This is a genomic window from Methylomonas defluvii (assembly GCF_033949435.1).
GTDB lineage: Bacteria > Pseudomonadota > Gammaproteobacteria > Methylococcales > Methylomonadaceae > Methylomonas > Methylomonas defluvii.
Window position 1 is genome coordinate 349,315 of sequence record NZ_JAXARY010000001.1, and the last position, 14,352, is coordinate 363,666.

Here is a 14,352-nt window from a genome sequence, read left to right on the forward strand (position 1 = left end):
GTTGTTTTTATTGAGTATTGGCTATAAAAAGTGCGATCTGTCTTCAAGTCTGGTCGTGTACAGGATCCAGTTACAATTCGAAATTCCAACTCGTGTTGTCTAACTAAGGCTGTTATGATTCAGTATATGTTGCCGAAGGGCAAATTTTTTTGGTGCCAATATTGTTGCGTGCTAAAACTACCTTAGTTTATGGAAAAGCGGAATATCAAATCTCTAATTCGAGAGCGAGGAATATCTGATCGTCAACTTTAAATTTTGTTTAATGGCTTATTCAAGATCGGCTGGATTTCTTGGAAGTTTAGATGGTATCGAGGCGTTATGAAAAATGCGCTGATTTCCCTCCTATTACCTAGCCGCGGCCGCTTGCAACGCGCCAACGACTTTTTAAAAAGCGTTCTCGAGAATAGCGAGTATCCGGAATATGTGGAAGTTATTGTTTACCTGGACGAGGATGATTTTGCTAGCCACTCGATGGAATGCCCAGGGTTAAGCATTAAACGTATTATAGGGCCTCGGGCAACCATGGGCGCATACAATACCGCCTGTTATGAAATGGCGCGTGGAGATATTATCGTTCTTGCCAACGACGATATGATTATTCGCACTCGTGGTTGGGACAGCATAATACGCCAATTACATGACAGTATTCCGGATCGTATCTATCTGGCCTATGGAAACGATTTATTTAAGAAAGGAAATCTTTGCACATTCCCTATCCTTTCCCGAAAAACTTGCGAGATTTTAAGAGAGCCTTTTCCAATGATTTATAAAGGTGCCTTCATCGATTATCACCTTATGGACATTTTTAAGCGTTTGGAGAAACTGGGCCTAAAACGTATTCGCTATTTACCTGAGCTTATATTCGAGCATATGCATTATCGGGCAGGAAAGGCGCCCATGGATGATACCTACCGGCAGCGAGGAAGGTTTGCAGATGATGGCGATTTCTTGTCGCTAATCACCATGCGGGCAAATCGTGCCAGGGCATTATCTGAAGTGAGTCAGAAGGAAACGGTGCCGGCCGCTTTGGATGATTGTGTTCCGAGTTCAGTGCCTCATGGAATGCTGGGTGTCGCAAGCTATATCACACGTTTTATTTTTTTGGATAAAGGTTTGCCGTTGCGTTGGCGCTTATCGTTATGGATATGGTTTTTGGGCAGGCAACTGGCCGCTCACGGTTTGCTGAAACCGTTTGTTTGACGGGTTAGCCGTTCTATGACGAAAACTTACGCAAAACCTGCATTGTTCCTGGATCGCGACGGCGTTATCAACGTCGAAAAGAATTACGTCCACCGTATCGAAGATTTTGAATTCGTTGACGGCATTTTCGACCTATGCCGTCTGGCAACCCGCTTGGGCTTGGTGTTGGTGGTGGTGACCAATCAGGCCGGCATCGGACGGGGCTTTTATACGGAAGCGCAATTTCACGCGCTTACGGCCTGGATGAGTGAGCGCTTCGCGGCGGAAGGTGCGCCGTTGGCAGCGGTGTATTTTTGTCCGTTTCATCCCGAGCACGGTGTTGGCGACTACAAACGTGAGTCTTTCGAACGCAAACCCAATCCAGGGATGATGTTGCGGGCTCGCGACGAACTTGGTTTGGATCTGTCCCGTTCCCTGCTTTTGGGAGACAAACATTCCGATATCGTTGCCGCAAAAGCGGCGGGGGTTGGCGTGACGCTGTTGCTGGGAGAGGATGCCAACGACGCCCGACCGACTGTGGCTATATATTCGCTTGCCGAGGCTTGCTCAGTTCTCGATCAGCATTATTTGAAGGGGCAACATGACGACGTTTTCTGATTTTTGCATTATCGGCGGGGGTATCGTCGGTTTCGCAACTGCACTGACGCTGCAGGAACGCCATCCAGACGCTCGCATTGTGTTGTTGGAAAAAGAGGAGATTCCCGGTCGACATCAGACCGGTCACAACAGCGGCGTCATACATGCAGGTATTTATTATGAGCCGGGGAGCCTGAAGGCGCGTCTGTGTAGGGAGGGGTTGGTGGCGACCAAGGATTTTTGCCGCGCGCATGGGATTCCCTACGACGAATGCGGCAAGCTTATCGTAGCGACTGACAGCGTGGAGCACGAACGGATCAATACACTGTACGACCGCGCGATTGCTAACGGATTGCAATTGGAACGCCTCGACGGAGCTGAGCTTGCACGCAGTGAGCCAAATATTCATGGAATTGCTGCCTTGTATAGCCGGGAAACGGCGATTGTCGATTACGGCTTGGTATGCCGTAAAATGGCCGAACAAGTGGTGCAAGGCGGTGCGGTGGTGCGTTACGGTTTGCAGGTGGATCGTATTGAGGAGAGTACCCACTACGTTGAGGTCGGGGGCGGCGGAGAGCTCTTTCGCGCAGGCCAATTGATCGTCTGCGGCGGTTTGCAAGCCGACCGGTTGGCCCGCTTGGCAGGCCTGGATGTTGATTTTCGTATCGTGCCCTTCCGCGGCGAATATTTTCAATTGCCGCAAGCCAAAAATGCGGTCGTCAACCACCTCATTTATCCGGCGCCCGACCCGGCGCTGCCGTTCCTGGGTATTCACTTGACCCGTATGATAGACGGGAGCGTGACTGTGGGGCCAAACGCGGTGATTGGTTTCGCCCGCGAAGGCTATCCCAAGTTATCGTTTTCCCGGCGAGATTGCGCAGATTTTTTAGGATTTCCTGGGTTCTGGAAATTGATTTATCGCTACCGCCACCACGCGCGGCAAGAGTTGGTGACGTCGTTGAGCAAACGGGCTTACCTTCGGAAATGCCGCAAATATTGCCCGTCGTTAAGCGTTGAAGATTTATTGCCGTTCCGGGCGGGTATCCGTGCTCAGGTTGTTACCAATGAAGGCCAGGCCGTCCACGATTTTCTGTTTAAGCAGACCGAGCGCATGCTGCACGTCTGCAATGCGCCTTCGCCGGCCGCGACTTCAGCACTTCCCATCGGCAGAATGATTGCGGAACGTTGCCAAGCCATTTAGCGGGCCTTGAATAAATGGGTTTTCATCGGCGCGGGCTGCCAATTTGCGGATTATGGTTTTATCATCCGATTTCGATTATTTGCTTTTTGTAAAGCAACTCCCGGCGTAATAACGCCGCTTTGCGTTCCAGGCCCCAGCGATAACCCGATAATTTTCCGTCAATCCTTAATACCCGGTGGCATGGTATGGCTATGGCCAAAGGATTGGCGGCGCAAGCGCTTGCCACCGCACGCGCCGAATTCGGCGAACCTATGCGCCGAGCAATCTCGCTGTAACTAGCGGTGGCACCGACAGGGATTTCCCGTAATGCCTGCCAAACGCGCTGTTGGAACGGCGTTCCGCCTGTATCCAATGTCAGCGCCAGTCCTTGCTCCGGTATGTCGATAAATTGTCGCAATGCGGCGAAAATGCGTTCGAATTCGAGTGAGCCGTCTATAAACTCCGCTTCAGGATATTTATCCTGGAAGGCTGTGGTTAAATCCTCCGGAGCATCGCCCAAGGCTATTGCGCAAACGCCGGTTGGTTTAACCGCCACTAGCAGCCAGCCCAACGGACACATCCCGGTTGCAAATCGAATTTGGTTGCCGGGTTCACCGTTATGGTTCGGAGAAATAGTATTGTTCATATTTAGTCCCAATTTATGCTGGCCTACGGCAACAGTGTTTGGCAAAATTTGCTGTTAGCATGTTACTTAACAAAATAATGAAAAAATTACTGAATCAAAGCTTTTTAACCAACTTTATCTCCCTGCTGATTATCGCTGTCGGCTATGTCAGCCCGTTTTATCCGGAAACGCTGAAAGCAATTGGTTTTTTTGCATTTTCCGGGGCAATTACCAATTGGTTGGCTATTCATATGCTGTTCGAAAAGGTGCCGTTTTTGTATGGCTCGGGGATTATCCCGGCGCGTTTCGAAGAGTTTAAAGCATCGATCAAGGCCTTGATGATGCAGCAATTTTTCACGGTGGAAAATATCGAACAGTTCATCGAAACGGAAGAGCAGCAGGGCGGCAAGGTGTTGAATTTGCAACCTTTGCTAAATGCTGTCGATTACGACAAGGTTTACGAAGGCTTGGTATCTTCCATTATGGCTTCTTCGTTTGGTGGCATGTTGTTGATGATGGGCGGCGAAGAGGCGTTATTGCCGCTAAAACAACCTTTTACCGAAAAAATGCAGCATACCCTCTCGGAAATGGTGGAGTCAGAACGGTTTAAACACGCTTTACAGCAAGGATTGAATGCGCACAAGATTGGCGAGGATTTGACCGGCAAAATCGAAATGGTGATCGACAGGCGTTTGAGCGAATTAACGCCGCAATTGGTCAAGGAAATGGTGCAATCCATCATCAAGCAACATTTGGGTTGGCTGGTGGTGTGGGGCGGCGTATTCGGTGGGATATTGGGCGCAATCTTCGGTTTTGCTTGAGCGCAGTGACGATGACGACCATCGAACTGGCTTACGATAGTTTCGGCGAACCCGGCGACACGCCATTACTGATTGTGCATGGTTTTCTGGCCGCCTCGCGTAACTGGCGTTCGGTGGCCAAACGCCTAGCGGAGCAGCGGCATGTTTATGTGTTGGATATGCGCAACCACGGCAGTTCGCCGCATGCCGAGGTGTTGGATTACCCCAGCATGGCCGCCGACTTGTTGGCTTTTATGGATAGCCACGCTATTCCCAGCGCGCATCTGCTCGGGCACAGCATGGGTGGCAAGGCGGTGATGTGGTTTGCCTTGCATCATCCGCAGCGGGTGGCTGGTTTAATCGTTGCGGACATCGCGCCGGTCAGTTATCAGCATAGCTTCGACGATCTGGTCGACGCTCTTAGTCGTTTGCCGGTGGATAGCATTGGCAACCGAAAGCAAGCGGAAGAGGCGCTAGCCGAGGCGGTTCCGGATCTGGCCTACCGGCAGTTTTTGCTGCAAAATCTGCTGCTGAAAGACGGCAATTACTACTGGCGGATCAATCTGGATATTATTCAAAAAAATGCCCATCACATAGTCGGCTTTCCAGAAGTCGGCGAACGCCGGTTCGTCCGGTCGGTGTTATTCATCGGTGGCGGCAATTCCAAATATCTGGATGAAGAAGCGATTTATGCAGTGTTTCCGCAAGCAAAGATCGCGAAAATTCCAGATACCGGCCATTGGTTATACGTTGAGGCGCCGGATGCGTTTTGTCGCTTGGTGGAAGATTGGTTGCTGGCCGCTTAGCGCTTAAGTGCTTGATCTAGGCTGGTTTAGAACCTTGGTACACTGGCGATAAATCGCAAGGACGATAAGCTTGCTACTGCAATTTAGCTAGTTCAGTGCGGAGCGGTAACAGATGACAGATAATTCATATCAACACATTCAAGGTATCAAACGAGGCAAACTTGCGGTGCCGCTTGAGGATTTGTTGCTCACACAGGCCGAACACGGGCTCAGCGATTATTTGTCGCTTTCGCTAAGCGATTGCGGTGAATTAACCAAAGTTAGTATCACTACGACCGATGTCGAGCCGCTAACCTACTCCGCTTTTATTCGGGCCTCCGCGCCACTGGATTTTGCTGCGGTAGTGTTTGTGGCGCAGCCGGTTAAGCTGGGTGAGCTGAGCGATCATCGAACGTTGCCTGATAAAAGAAAAGCTTGTGTTAGAATCGCGCGGCTTGCACCGTTTTGGCGAGTGTTGCGGCAAAAAGGATCGCAACGCCGGCGCTGAGACGCGGCGATAGCTGATGGTTGGTACGCCGAGCCATCACTTTTTTCTTAACTTTTTATTTGAAACGCCCATGAACAAACCCAAAAAAGTTGCAATCCTCACGGCCGGCGGTTTGGCGCCTTGCCTGAACTCCGCTATCGGCAGCCTGATTGAACGCTACACAGAAATTGATCCTAGCATCGAAATTATTTGCTACCGTGGCGGCTACAAAGGTCTGCTGCTGGGTGACTCCTATGTTGTGACCGATGAAGTCCGCAAAAAAGCCGGCTTGCTGCAACGTTTCGGCGGTTCAGTGATCGGCAACAGCCGCGTCAAGCTGACCAATATCAAAGACTGCGTGAAACGCGGTTTGGTGAAAGAAGGCGAAGACCCGCAAAAAGTCGCTGCCGACCAGTTAATTAAAGACGGCGTCGATATTCTGCACACTATCGGCGGTGACGATACCAATACTGCGGCGGCCGATTTGGCCGCATTTCTGGCGAAAAACAACTACGGTCTGACCGTGATCGGTTTGCCAAAAACCGTCGATAACGACGTATTCCCGATCAAACAATCCCTGGGTGCCTGGACTGCCGCCGAACAAGGCGCACGTTACTTCATGAACGTGGTGGCCGAGAACAATTCCAACCCACGCATGCTGATCGTCCACGAAGTGATGGGCCGTAACTGTGGCTGGCTGACCGCCGCGACCGCGCAGGAATATCGCAAATTGCTGGATCGCGCCGAGTGGCTGCCTGAGCTGGGCTTGTCTCGTGAATCGTATGAAGTGCATGCGGTATTCGTTCCGGAAATGGCTATCGATCTGGAAGCCGAAGCGGCGCGTTTACGCGCGGTGATGGACAAAGTCGATTGCGTGAATATCTTCGTGTCCGAAGGCGCCGGTGTGGAAGCTATCGTGGCCGAACTGCAAGCTAAAGGCCAAGAAGTGCCGCGTGATGCGTTCGGCCACATCAAGCTGGATGCAGTCAATCCGGGCAAATGGTTTGGCGAGCAATTCGCGCAAATGATCGGTGCGGAAAAAACCCTGGTGCAGAAATCCGGTTATTTCGCCCGCGCCGCAGCAGCCAATGTTGATGATATGCGTCTGATCAAATCTTGCGCTGACCTGGCCGTGGAATGCGCGTTCCGCCGCGAATCCGGCGTGATGGGCCACGACGAAGATAACGGCAACATATTGCGCGCTATCGAGTTTCCACGCATCAAAGGCGGCAAGCCGTTCAATATCGATACCGACTGGTTCACCCAAACGCTGGCGGAAATTGGTCAGAAAAAGGGCGGCAAAGTCGAAGTCAGCCATTAATAAAGTTTTGGCTTGATCATAGGGGCGGATTTATCCGCCCTTTTTTATTTACTGGAAGCGAATAAATTCGCCTCCACCGCCAAGTTTCACAAGCCCAATTCGCTTAAGCCGGCATGATCGTCGGGTCGCCGGCCCAGCGGCCAATGGAATAAACGATCATCGGCCTTAATCAGCAAATCGTTGATGCTGGCAAAGCGACGCTGCATTAATCCGTATTCGTTAAACTCCCAATTTTCGTTGCCGTAGCTGCGAAACCAGTTGCCGGCATCGTCATGCCACTCGTAAGCGAAGCGCACCGCGATACGGTTGTCGGCAAAAGCCCATAATTCTTTGATTAGTCGATAATCCAATTCCTTGGTCCATTTGCGCTGTAAAAACTCACGAATTTGCCCGCGACCTACCGGAAACTCGGCGCGATTGCGCCAGCGGCTGTCTTCGGTATACACCTGCACGACGCGATCCGGATCGCGGCTATTCCAGGCATCTTCTGCCATGCGGACTTTTTGCGTGGCAGTGTCGGCGGTAAAGGGCGGTAAAGGCGGTTTGCTGTCCATCGTTAAGCTCCTGACTAGGGTGAGAAAGTAAGTAGACAGGTTTGTCTACTTGTGGCGATGGTAGCAATTGTAGACAGACTTGTCTACAATCGAAACATGATCTCTGATTCCGCCACCATTCTGTCGGACCGCCCGCCTCGCGAGCGGATATTACTGGCCGCGCATGATTTGTTTTATCGCGACGGCATCCGCGCCACCGGCATCGACAAAGTAATTGCCGAGTCCGGCGTGACGAAGGTGACGTTTTACCGGTATTTCCCCAGCAAGAATGATTTGATTCGGGCGTTTTTGGCTTACCGGCACGACCTGTGGATGGCCTGGTTTAACGATGCCTTACAGCGTCACGGCGGGCAAGCGGGTGCGGGATTGATGCCGCTGGTGGCGACTATGGCAGAATGGTTTCGCAAGCCTATTTATCGCGGCTGCGCGTTTATCAATACCGTCGCCGAATTGGGCGGCGTGTTGCCCGATGTGCTGGAAATTTGCTACCAGCATAAACAAGATATGGTGCGGGTAATTGCCGAACTGTTGCCGGATGGCCCAAACCGGCAGCAGCTGGCGAATGCGGCTGCGGTGGCGATAGACGGCGCGATTGTTAAAGCGCAGCTGGAAGCGCCAGAGGTCGCGGAAAAGCAGTCCCTGAAAAGCTTGGAGACGCTATTAGTTGCACTGAATGCCTTCGCGCAATCAACGCCGGCGGTTAAAGCGCCGGACGACTAGTTTTTCCAGGCCTATCGCTACGTAAATAACTGAGCTAACCCCCAAAATCAACAGCCACTCCTCCCGACCGATTGCCTCGCTGCCGAATAAGGCCTGCATCGTTGGCCAATAGGTAAACAGCAGTTGCAGCAAAATCATGCTGACGACACCAAAAATCAGCCATAAATTGGAAAAAACGCCGACTCGGAACATCGAGTAATTTAGCGAGCGACAGTTGAATAGGTAAAACAATTCGCCAAACACAAACACATTGACGGCGACTGTGCGGGCCTTAGCTAGGGTTGCGTTTTGCGATAGTTCCCATTCAAACAAGCCGAACGCGCCGGCCAGCAACAACAGGCCGACCAGACAGATACGAAACATTAGGCGTTTGGTCAGGATAGCTTGCTTGGGATTGCGTGGCTTATGGAGCATCAGACCCGGTTCCTTGGGTTCGAAAGCCAACATTAAACCCAGCAGTACTGCGGTGGTCATATTGATCCAGAGAATTTGCAGGGGGGTAATCGGCAACGCCACATTGGCGAACACCGCGGCGGTAATCACCAGGCCCTCACCGAGATTGGTCGGTAAGGTCCAGGCGATGAATTTGACCAGATTGTCGAACACGCCGCGGCCTTCTTCGACGGCGGCTTCGATGGTGGCGAAATGATCGTCAGTCAGCACCATGGCCGCCGCTTCTTTGGCGACTTCGGTGCCGCCCATGCCCATCGCCACGCCGATGTTGGCTTGCCGTAGTGCCGGGGCATCGTTGACGCCGTCGCCGGTCATGGCTACCACGTGACCGTTGGCCTGCAAGGCTTGCACCAATTGCAACTTTTGCTCCGGCGCGATGCGGGCAAAGACATCGCAGTCTTTGACGTGTTTGCGATAGTCAGCTTCGCTGTAGTGTTGCAAGTCGGCGCCGCTGATCACACGTTCGGTATGGCGCATGTTGAGCTGCTTAGCGATGGCCAGCGCGGTGACGGGATGGTCGCCAGTGATCATCTTCACCGAGATGCCGGCCTTATAACAGGCGGCAATGGCTCGGGCAGCTTCGGGGCGGGGTGGATCGATCATGGCTTGCAAGCCCAAAAAGGTCAGGCCGCCACCCACTTCGCGATGTTCAACCGCATCGTCATCATGCTCAGCGCGCGCAAAAGCCAGGACTCTCAAGCCTTGTGCGGCAAAGGCTTCGGCTTGTTGGTTAAGCCCGTTTTTATCCAGCGGAACCAATCGCATATCGGCGGAAAAGGCCTTGTCGCAGCGCTGTAACAGGCTTTCCAGCGAGCCTTTTAAATAAATATGCCGGGCGTCTTCGGCCAGGTTGTGATGCAGAGTGGCCATGAATTGGTACGCGGATTCGAACGGAATGGCGTCCAGGCGCGGATGGTCGCCGCTGACGCTGGCTTGATGCAGACCGGCTTTGTGGGCGGCTACCAGCAAGGCGGCCTCGGTAGGGTCGCCTTCGATACGCCAGTTGTCGGTGTCGGCGATTAATCGGGCGTCGTTGCACAGCAGGCCGGCTTTTAAACATTCCAATAGTGCTGGTTTAAGGGACGGGTCGACCGCTTGGTTATGGTTTGTAAATTCACCGTCCGGCGTGTAGCCGCTGCCGCTGACCTCGAATATTTCACTGCCTGCCTGCACGAATTGCACGGTCATTTGGTTTTGCGTCAAGGTGCCGGTCTTGTCGGAGCAAATCACCGTGGTGCTGCCCAGGGTTTCCACCGCCGGCAGTTTGCGGATGATGGCGTTGCGTTTGGCCATACGCGAGACGCCGATAGCCAGCGTAATCGTCAGCGCCGCGGGCAGACCTTCCGGGATGGCGCCGACAGCCAGTGCCACCGAGGCCATGAACATGTCCAACATGGTTTCACCGCGCCAGACGCCGACCGCAAAGGTAATGGCCGCACAGCCGATGATGACCCAGAGCAACAATTGACTGAATTGGCTCATTTTTAGCGTTAGCGGCGTTTCCAGCGGTTCGGCGCTGCCGATCAGCTTGTTGATGCGGCCAATCTCGGTGTTATCGCCGGTACTGACCACCACGGCCAGTGCACTGCCGTAACTGACCAGCGTCGAGGAATACGCCATATTGGCGCGATCAGCCAATAAGGTGGCCGAGGGTAGAGTCTGTGCCTGCTTTTCCACCGGTACCGATTCACCGGTTAGCGCGGATTCGTCGATTTTCAACTCGCGGCTTTGCAAGAGGCGCAGATCGGCAGGCACCTTGTCGCCGGATTGCAGGAATACCAAATCGCCGGGAACTAACTCGGCAGCAGCAATACTTCGGCGCTGGCCGTCACGCAGGACGTTGCTGCTGATATTCAAGGTCTGAGCCAGGGCGTTAATCGCTTTCAGGGCGTTGGCTTCCTGAACGAAGCCGATCACCGCATTGATAATGACCACACCAAAAATTACGCTACTGTCGGTCCATTCCTCCAGGAAAGCGGTGGTGGCCGCGGAAAACAGCAGGATGTAGATCAGGGGCTGATGAAATTGCGCCAATAGCAAAAGCAAAGGGCCTTTGCCGCGGCGAGCGGTCAGGCGGTTGGCGCCGCTAGTCGCTAGACGTTTTTGCGCTTCCTCGCTGCTCAGGCCTTGACCCAGCTCTACGCCGAAATGCGTTAATACGGTTTCCGGCGTTTGGCTGTGCCAGTTGGCTTTAAGGTAATGGTCCATATGCTCAGATTGATAGTTGAAAATGGCGTTGGCGTAGTTGCCCCCAAGGCTAAATTAGCCTGAGGTTAAAACCCTGAGTTGACAAAGAATACTTTGTGCTTGTTCCCTAAAAGGGATGGGGTTATAGTCCATGCCCGAGGTCTATGGCCTCATTCTAAATTAAAATAAAAACAAATAGTTGGAGGTATATATGGGCGGAGTTATCGAATTAGTGGTGTTGATGTTGATTATTGCCATCTTCGCTTTCGCACCGTTGGGGTATTTCATTTACATGTACACCATGAAGAATGGCGAACCGTTCGGCGACATCGAGCCGCACGGCGATAGCGATTCGGCGCTATTGAGAAATGTCAGCAAAGCCATTCTGATGGTTAAAGGCAAACTGGGAAAAAATTAATTACGTCTTATTTGCCAGCAATAGAAAGCCGGGTTTAGCTCGGCTTTTTTATGTGGATTGGCTTATTTCGCGCCGCAGCTTGGGCAGTGTGGGTTTTTCTTCAAGCGCATGCTGTGCCATTCCATACTCAGGCCGTCCAGCAACAGTAAGCGGCCCGTTAATGTGCTGCCGGTGTTGACTATCAGCTTTATCGTCTCCAAGGCCTGTATGCTGCCGACAATGCCGGTGATCGGCGCAATCACGCCGTTGCGGGCGCAATTTTGCAATTCCTCGCCATCGCTTTGATAAAGACAGTTATAGCACGGGCTATCGTTTAACCCAGGGGTAAATACGCTGACTTGACCCTCAAAGCGGATCGCCGCGCCGGATACCAATGGGGTTTGTTGGTCTACGCAAGCCTTATTGATGGCAAAGCGGGTGGTGAAATTATCGCTACAGTCCAGCACTACGTCGGCGTCAGCCACTTCTGCACGTAGCTGTTCGCCGGCTAGTCGCTGTTTGCGAGCCAATACTTTTACGCCCGGATTAATTTTTTCCAAAGTCTGTTGGGTTGAAATAACTTTATCCAACCCTATATCGCTGGTGTAGTGAGCAATCTGGCGTTGCAAATTGGTCAAATCGACTTGGTCGTCGTCGTAGACGGTGATCTGGCCGACGCCCGCTGCAGCCAGGTACATTGAGGCAGGCGAGCCCAAACCGCCGGCACCGACGATTAATACTTTGGCATCGAGCAATTTTTGCTGACCGGCAATATCGATTTGCGGCAGCATGATTTGCCGGCTGTAACGGAGTAATTGTTCGTCGTTCATAGTGTGTATGGCTTGGGTAAGGCGCAGATGATGCCAAAGAGCTTGACAGAGTGCAAAAGCCGGATATTATTAGCACTCGTTGCTAGAGAGTGCTAATAAAACTGAGGCCGCTTAAAAGCTCGCTTCCTCCGTAAGGGGGGTAGCTGTTTTTTAAATTGCTTTACACAGTTTTTAACCTTTAACTTTATCTACATTGAGGAGACATTGATGAAAATTCGTCCGTTACATGACCGTATCGTCGTAAAACGTGTTGAGGAAGAAACCAAAACCGCAGGCGGCATCGTGTTGCCGGGTTCAGCTGCTGAAAAACCTAGCGAAGGCGAAGTGTTGGCAGTAGGTTCAGGTAAACCGTTAGACAACGGCCAAGTACGTGCCCTGGAAGTTAAAGTTGGCGACCGCGTGTTGTTCGGCAAATATTCCGGCACCGAAGTTAAAGTCGATGGCGAGCAATACATCGTCATGCGCGAAGAAGACATCATGGGTGTTTTGGGTTAATCCCAACTCGTTCGACACACTCTTTTTCAATTTAACCAATATCTCAGGAATAAGAAATGGCAGCAAAAGACGTAAAATTTGGTGGCGACGCGCGTGCACTGATGGTGGCAGGCGTTAACGTTCTGGCAAATGCAGTAAAAGTGACTTTGGGTCCTAAAGGCCGCAACGCTGTATTGGATAAAAGCTTCGGCGCACCAACCATTACCAAAGACGGTGTATCGGTAGCCAAAGAAATCGAATTGAAAGACAAATTCGAAAACATGGGCGCGCAAATGGTGAAGGAAGTTGCCTCTAAAACTTCCGACGTAGCCGGCGACGGTACTACCACTGCGACTGTTTTGGCTCAAGCAATCGTTAACGAAGGCTTGAAGTCAGTTGCAGCGGGCATGAACCCAATGGACCTGAAACGCGGTATCGATCTGGCAGTCACTACAGCGGTTGCAGCGATTGAAAAAGCCGCTACACCTTGCAGCGATAGCAAAGCGATCGCGCAAGTAGGTACCATCTCTGCTAACTCCGACGAATCAGTGGGTGCGATCATTGCCGAAGCGATGGAAAAAGTCGGTAAAGAAGGCGTGATTACTGTTGAAGAAGGCACTGGTCTGAACAACGAACTGGACGTTGTCGAAGGTATGCAGTTCGACCGTGGCTACTTGTCGCCGTACTTCATCAACAAACAAGAAAGCATGAGCGTCGAATTGGACGATCCTTTCGTCCTGTTGTACGACAAAAAAATCTCCAACATTCGCGAAATGTTGCCGATTCTGGAAGGCGTGGCTAAATCCGGCCGCTCTTTATTGATCATCGCGGAAGACGTAGAAGGCGAAGCCTTGGCAACTTTGGTTGTCAACAACATGCGCGGTATCGTTAAAGTGGCTGCGGTTAAAGCACCTGGTTTCGGTGACCGTCGTAAAGCCATGCTGGAAGACATCGCAGTTCTGACTGGCGGCGTGGTGATTTCTGAAGAAGTAGGTCTGTCTTTGGAAAAAGCTGACATCAGCCAATTGGGTACTGCAAAACGTGTCCAAATCAACAAAGAAAACACCACTATCATCGATGGTGCTGGCAACGAAGATCAAATCAAAGGCCGCGTCGCGCAAATCCGCGCTCAAGCCGACGAAGCGACCTCCGATTACGATCGTGAAAAATTACAAGAGCGTCTGGCCAAATTGGCTGGCGGTGTAGCGGTCATCAAAGTCGGCGCTGCGACCGAAGTAGAAATGAAAGAGAAGAAAGCTCGCGTTGAAGACGCGCTGCATTCAACTCGCGCCGCGGTTGAAGAAGGCGTAGTTGCCGGCGGCGGGACTGCGCTGATCCGCGCATTGTCTGCTCTGGACGGCCTGAAAGGTATCAACCACGACCAAGACGTAGGTATCAGCATCCTGCGTCGTGCTATGGAAGAGCCTTTGCGTCAAATCGTCAGCAACGCCGGCGATGAAGCGTCTGTAGTTCTGAATGAAGTTAAAAAAGGCACCGGTAACTTCGGTTACAACGCGGCAACCGGCGAATACGGCGACATGATCGCGATGGGTATTCTGGACCCAGCGAAAGTGACCCGTTCCGCGCTGCAAAACGCGGCTTCAGTGGCAGGCTTGATGATCACCACGGAAGTGATGATTGCTGATGCGCCATCCGACAATAAAGCCCCTGCAATGCCTGATATGGGCGGCATGGGTGGCATGGGCGGCATGATGTAATCGCCTTCGGCCTCGGCCTGAAAACCCCGGTTGCCGCAAGGTGCC

The 14,352-nt window shown here is 52.1% G+C and carries 15 protein-coding genes; 11 read left to right on the top strand and 4 right to left on the bottom strand.

From position 1 onward, the window contains the following. Window positions 1-318: 318 nt before the first annotated feature. Genes QLH52_RS01600 through lhgO form a run of 3 tightly spaced genes read left to right on the top strand, consistent with a single transcriptional unit; the run spans window position 319 to window position 2,977 of the window. Window positions 319-1,200 (top strand): glycosyltransferase family 2 protein, encoded by an 882-nt coding sequence (locus QLH52_RS01600; protein WP_319960337.1) that lies wholly within the window; start codon window positions 319-321, stop codon window positions 1,198-1,200. Between the two features lie 15 nt (window positions 1,201-1,215). Next, complete coding sequence (locus QLH52_RS01605; protein ID WP_101052035.1) at window positions 1,216-1,797, top strand: D-glycero-alpha-D-manno-heptose-1,7-bisphosphate 7-phosphatase; 582 nt, start codon at window positions 1,216-1,218, stop codon at window positions 1,795-1,797. Continuing rightward, window positions 1,781-2,977: an L-2-hydroxyglutarate oxidase gene (lhgO, locus tag QLH52_RS01610; RefSeq protein ID WP_319960338.1), complete on the top strand. Its 1,197-nt coding sequence runs from the start codon at window positions 1,781-1,783 to the stop codon at window positions 2,975-2,977. The genes QLH52_RS01605 and lhgO overlap by 17 nt, the downstream gene beginning before the upstream one ends. A gap of 61 nt (window positions 2,978-3,038) precedes the next feature. On the opposite strand, the gene QLH52_RS01615 is transcribed toward lhgO, so the two are convergent. Beyond that, a complete protein-coding gene (locus tag QLH52_RS01615; RefSeq protein ID WP_319960339.1) occupies window positions 3,039-3,602 on the bottom strand; it encodes a methylated-DNA--[protein]-cysteine S-methyltransferase in 564 nt (187 codons plus the stop codon). Between the two features lie 77 nt (window positions 3,603-3,679). Here QLH52_RS01615 and QLH52_RS01620 point away from each other — a divergent pair, with 77 nt between their 5' ends. The 4 genes from QLH52_RS01620 to QLH52_RS01635 all read left to right on the top strand — a co-directional run bounded on the left by QLH52_RS01620 (window position 3,680) and on the right by QLH52_RS01635 (window position 6,974). Next, the gene (locus QLH52_RS01620; protein WP_171696617.1) at window positions 3,680-4,402 is read left to right on the top strand and encodes a DUF445 domain-containing protein; all 723 of its coding nucleotides are present in this window, start codon (window positions 3,680-3,682) and stop codon (window positions 4,400-4,402) included. An 11-nt stretch (window positions 4,403-4,413) separates the two neighbouring features. Further along, the gene (locus tag QLH52_RS01625; protein ID WP_319960340.1) at window positions 4,414-5,187 is read left to right on the top strand and encodes an alpha/beta fold hydrolase; all 774 of its coding nucleotides are present in this window, start codon (window positions 4,414-4,416) and stop codon (window positions 5,185-5,187) included. Between the two features lie 112 nt (window positions 5,188-5,299). Further along, window positions 5,300-5,674, top strand: coding sequence for a hypothetical protein (locus QLH52_RS01630; RefSeq protein ID WP_101052039.1), 375 nt, complete (start codon window positions 5,300-5,302; stop codon window positions 5,672-5,674). 70 nt (window positions 5,675-5,744) lie between these two features. Continuing rightward, window positions 5,745-6,974 carry a pyrophosphate--fructose-6-phosphate 1-phosphotransferase gene (locus tag QLH52_RS01635; protein WP_319960341.1) on the top strand — a complete coding sequence of 410 codons (1,230 nt, stop codon included), beginning with the start codon at window positions 5,745-5,747 and terminating at the stop codon, window positions 6,972-6,974. A gap of 86 nt (window positions 6,975-7,060) precedes the next feature. Here the strand turns inward: QLH52_RS01635 and QLH52_RS01640 are convergent, their stop codons facing one another. After that, window positions 7,061-7,528, bottom strand: coding sequence for a nuclear transport factor 2 family protein (locus tag QLH52_RS01640; protein ID WP_319960342.1), 468 nt, complete (start codon window positions 7,526-7,528; stop codon window positions 7,061-7,063). A 96-nt stretch (window positions 7,529-7,624) separates the two neighbouring features. Here QLH52_RS01640 and QLH52_RS01645 point away from each other — a divergent pair, with 96 nt between their 5' ends. Then, a complete protein-coding gene (locus QLH52_RS01645) occupies window positions 7,625-8,248 on the top strand; it encodes a TetR/AcrR family transcriptional regulator (protein ID WP_319960343.1) in 624 nt (207 codons plus the stop codon). Here QLH52_RS01645 and QLH52_RS01650 read toward each other — a convergent pair. Beyond that, entirely contained in the window at window positions 8,216-10,909 is a 2,694-nt protein-coding gene (locus QLH52_RS01650) for a cation-transporting P-type ATPase (RefSeq protein ID WP_319960344.1), read from the bottom strand. The genes QLH52_RS01645 and QLH52_RS01650 overlap by 33 nt on opposite strands. Window positions 10,910-11,099: 190 nt before the next feature. Between QLH52_RS01650 and QLH52_RS01655 the strand changes: the two genes are divergently transcribed. After that, a complete protein-coding gene (locus QLH52_RS01655) occupies window positions 11,100-11,306 on the top strand; it encodes a hypothetical protein (protein WP_033156006.1) in 207 nt (68 codons plus the stop codon). 62 nt (window positions 11,307-11,368) lie between these two features. On the opposite strand, the gene QLH52_RS01660 is transcribed toward QLH52_RS01655, so the two are convergent. Beyond that, window positions 11,369-12,115, bottom strand: coding sequence for a HesA/MoeB/ThiF family protein (locus tag QLH52_RS01660; protein WP_319960345.1), 747 nt, complete (start codon window positions 12,113-12,115; stop codon window positions 11,369-11,371). Between the two features lie 207 nt (window positions 12,116-12,322). Here QLH52_RS01660 and groES point away from each other — a divergent pair, with 207 nt between their 5' ends. After that, window positions 12,323-12,610: a co-chaperone GroES gene (groES, locus tag QLH52_RS01665; protein WP_020484651.1), complete on the top strand. Its 288-nt coding sequence runs from the start codon at window positions 12,323-12,325 to the stop codon at window positions 12,608-12,610. 56 nt (window positions 12,611-12,666) lie between these two features. Continuing rightward, window positions 12,667-14,307 carry a chaperonin GroEL gene (gene groL / locus QLH52_RS01670; RefSeq protein WP_319960346.1) on the top strand — a complete coding sequence of 547 codons (1,641 nt, stop codon included), beginning with the start codon at window positions 12,667-12,669 and terminating at the stop codon, window positions 14,305-14,307. Window positions 14,308-14,352 lie beyond the last annotated feature (45 nt).

Bases quoted from the DNA above. Each gene is read 5' to 3' on its own strand.
- QLH52_RS01615 (WP_319960339.1), bottom strand. From the start codon at position 3,602: ATGAACAATACTATTTCTCCGAACCATAACGGTGAACCCGGCAACCAA.
- lhgO (WP_319960338.1), top strand. From the start codon at position 1,781: ATGACGACGTTTTCTGATTTTTGCATTATCGGCGGGGGTATCGTCGGT.
- QLH52_RS01630 (WP_101052039.1), top strand. From the start codon at position 5,300: ATGACAGATAATTCATATCAACACATTCAAGGTATCAAACGAGGCAAA.
- QLH52_RS01645 (WP_319960343.1), top strand. From the start codon at position 7,625: ATGATCTCTGATTCCGCCACCATTCTGTCGGACCGCCCGCCTCGCGAG.
- QLH52_RS01660 (WP_319960345.1), bottom strand. From the start codon at position 12,115: ATGAACGACGAACAATTACTCCGTTACAGCCGGCAAATCATGCTGCCG.
- groL (WP_319960346.1), top strand. From the start codon at position 12,667: ATGGCAGCAAAAGACGTAAAATTTGGTGGCGACGCGCGTGCACTGATG.
- QLH52_RS01655 (WP_033156006.1), top strand. From the start codon at position 11,100: ATGGGCGGAGTTATCGAATTAGTGGTGTTGATGTTGATTATTGCCATC.
- QLH52_RS01605 (WP_101052035.1), top strand. From the start codon at position 1,216: ATGACGAAAACTTACGCAAAACCTGCATTGTTCCTGGATCGCGACGGC.
- QLH52_RS01635 (WP_319960341.1), top strand. From the start codon at position 5,745: ATGAACAAACCCAAAAAAGTTGCAATCCTCACGGCCGGCGGTTTGGCG.
- QLH52_RS01650 (WP_319960344.1), bottom strand. From the start codon at position 10,909: ATGGACCATTACCTTAAAGCCAACTGGCACAGCCAAACGCCGGAAACC.
- QLH52_RS01600 (WP_319960337.1), top strand. From the start codon at position 319: ATGAAAAATGCGCTGATTTCCCTCCTATTACCTAGCCGCGGCCGCTTG.
- groES (WP_020484651.1), top strand. From the start codon at position 12,323: ATGAAAATTCGTCCGTTACATGACCGTATCGTCGTAAAACGTGTTGAG.
- QLH52_RS01620 (WP_171696617.1), top strand. From the start codon at position 3,680: ATGAAAAAATTACTGAATCAAAGCTTTTTAACCAACTTTATCTCCCTG.
- QLH52_RS01640 (WP_319960342.1), bottom strand. From the start codon at position 7,528: ATGGACAGCAAACCGCCTTTACCGCCCTTTACCGCCGACACTGCCACG.
- QLH52_RS01625 (WP_319960340.1), top strand. From the start codon at position 4,414: ATGACGACCATCGAACTGGCTTACGATAGTTTCGGCGAACCCGGCGAC.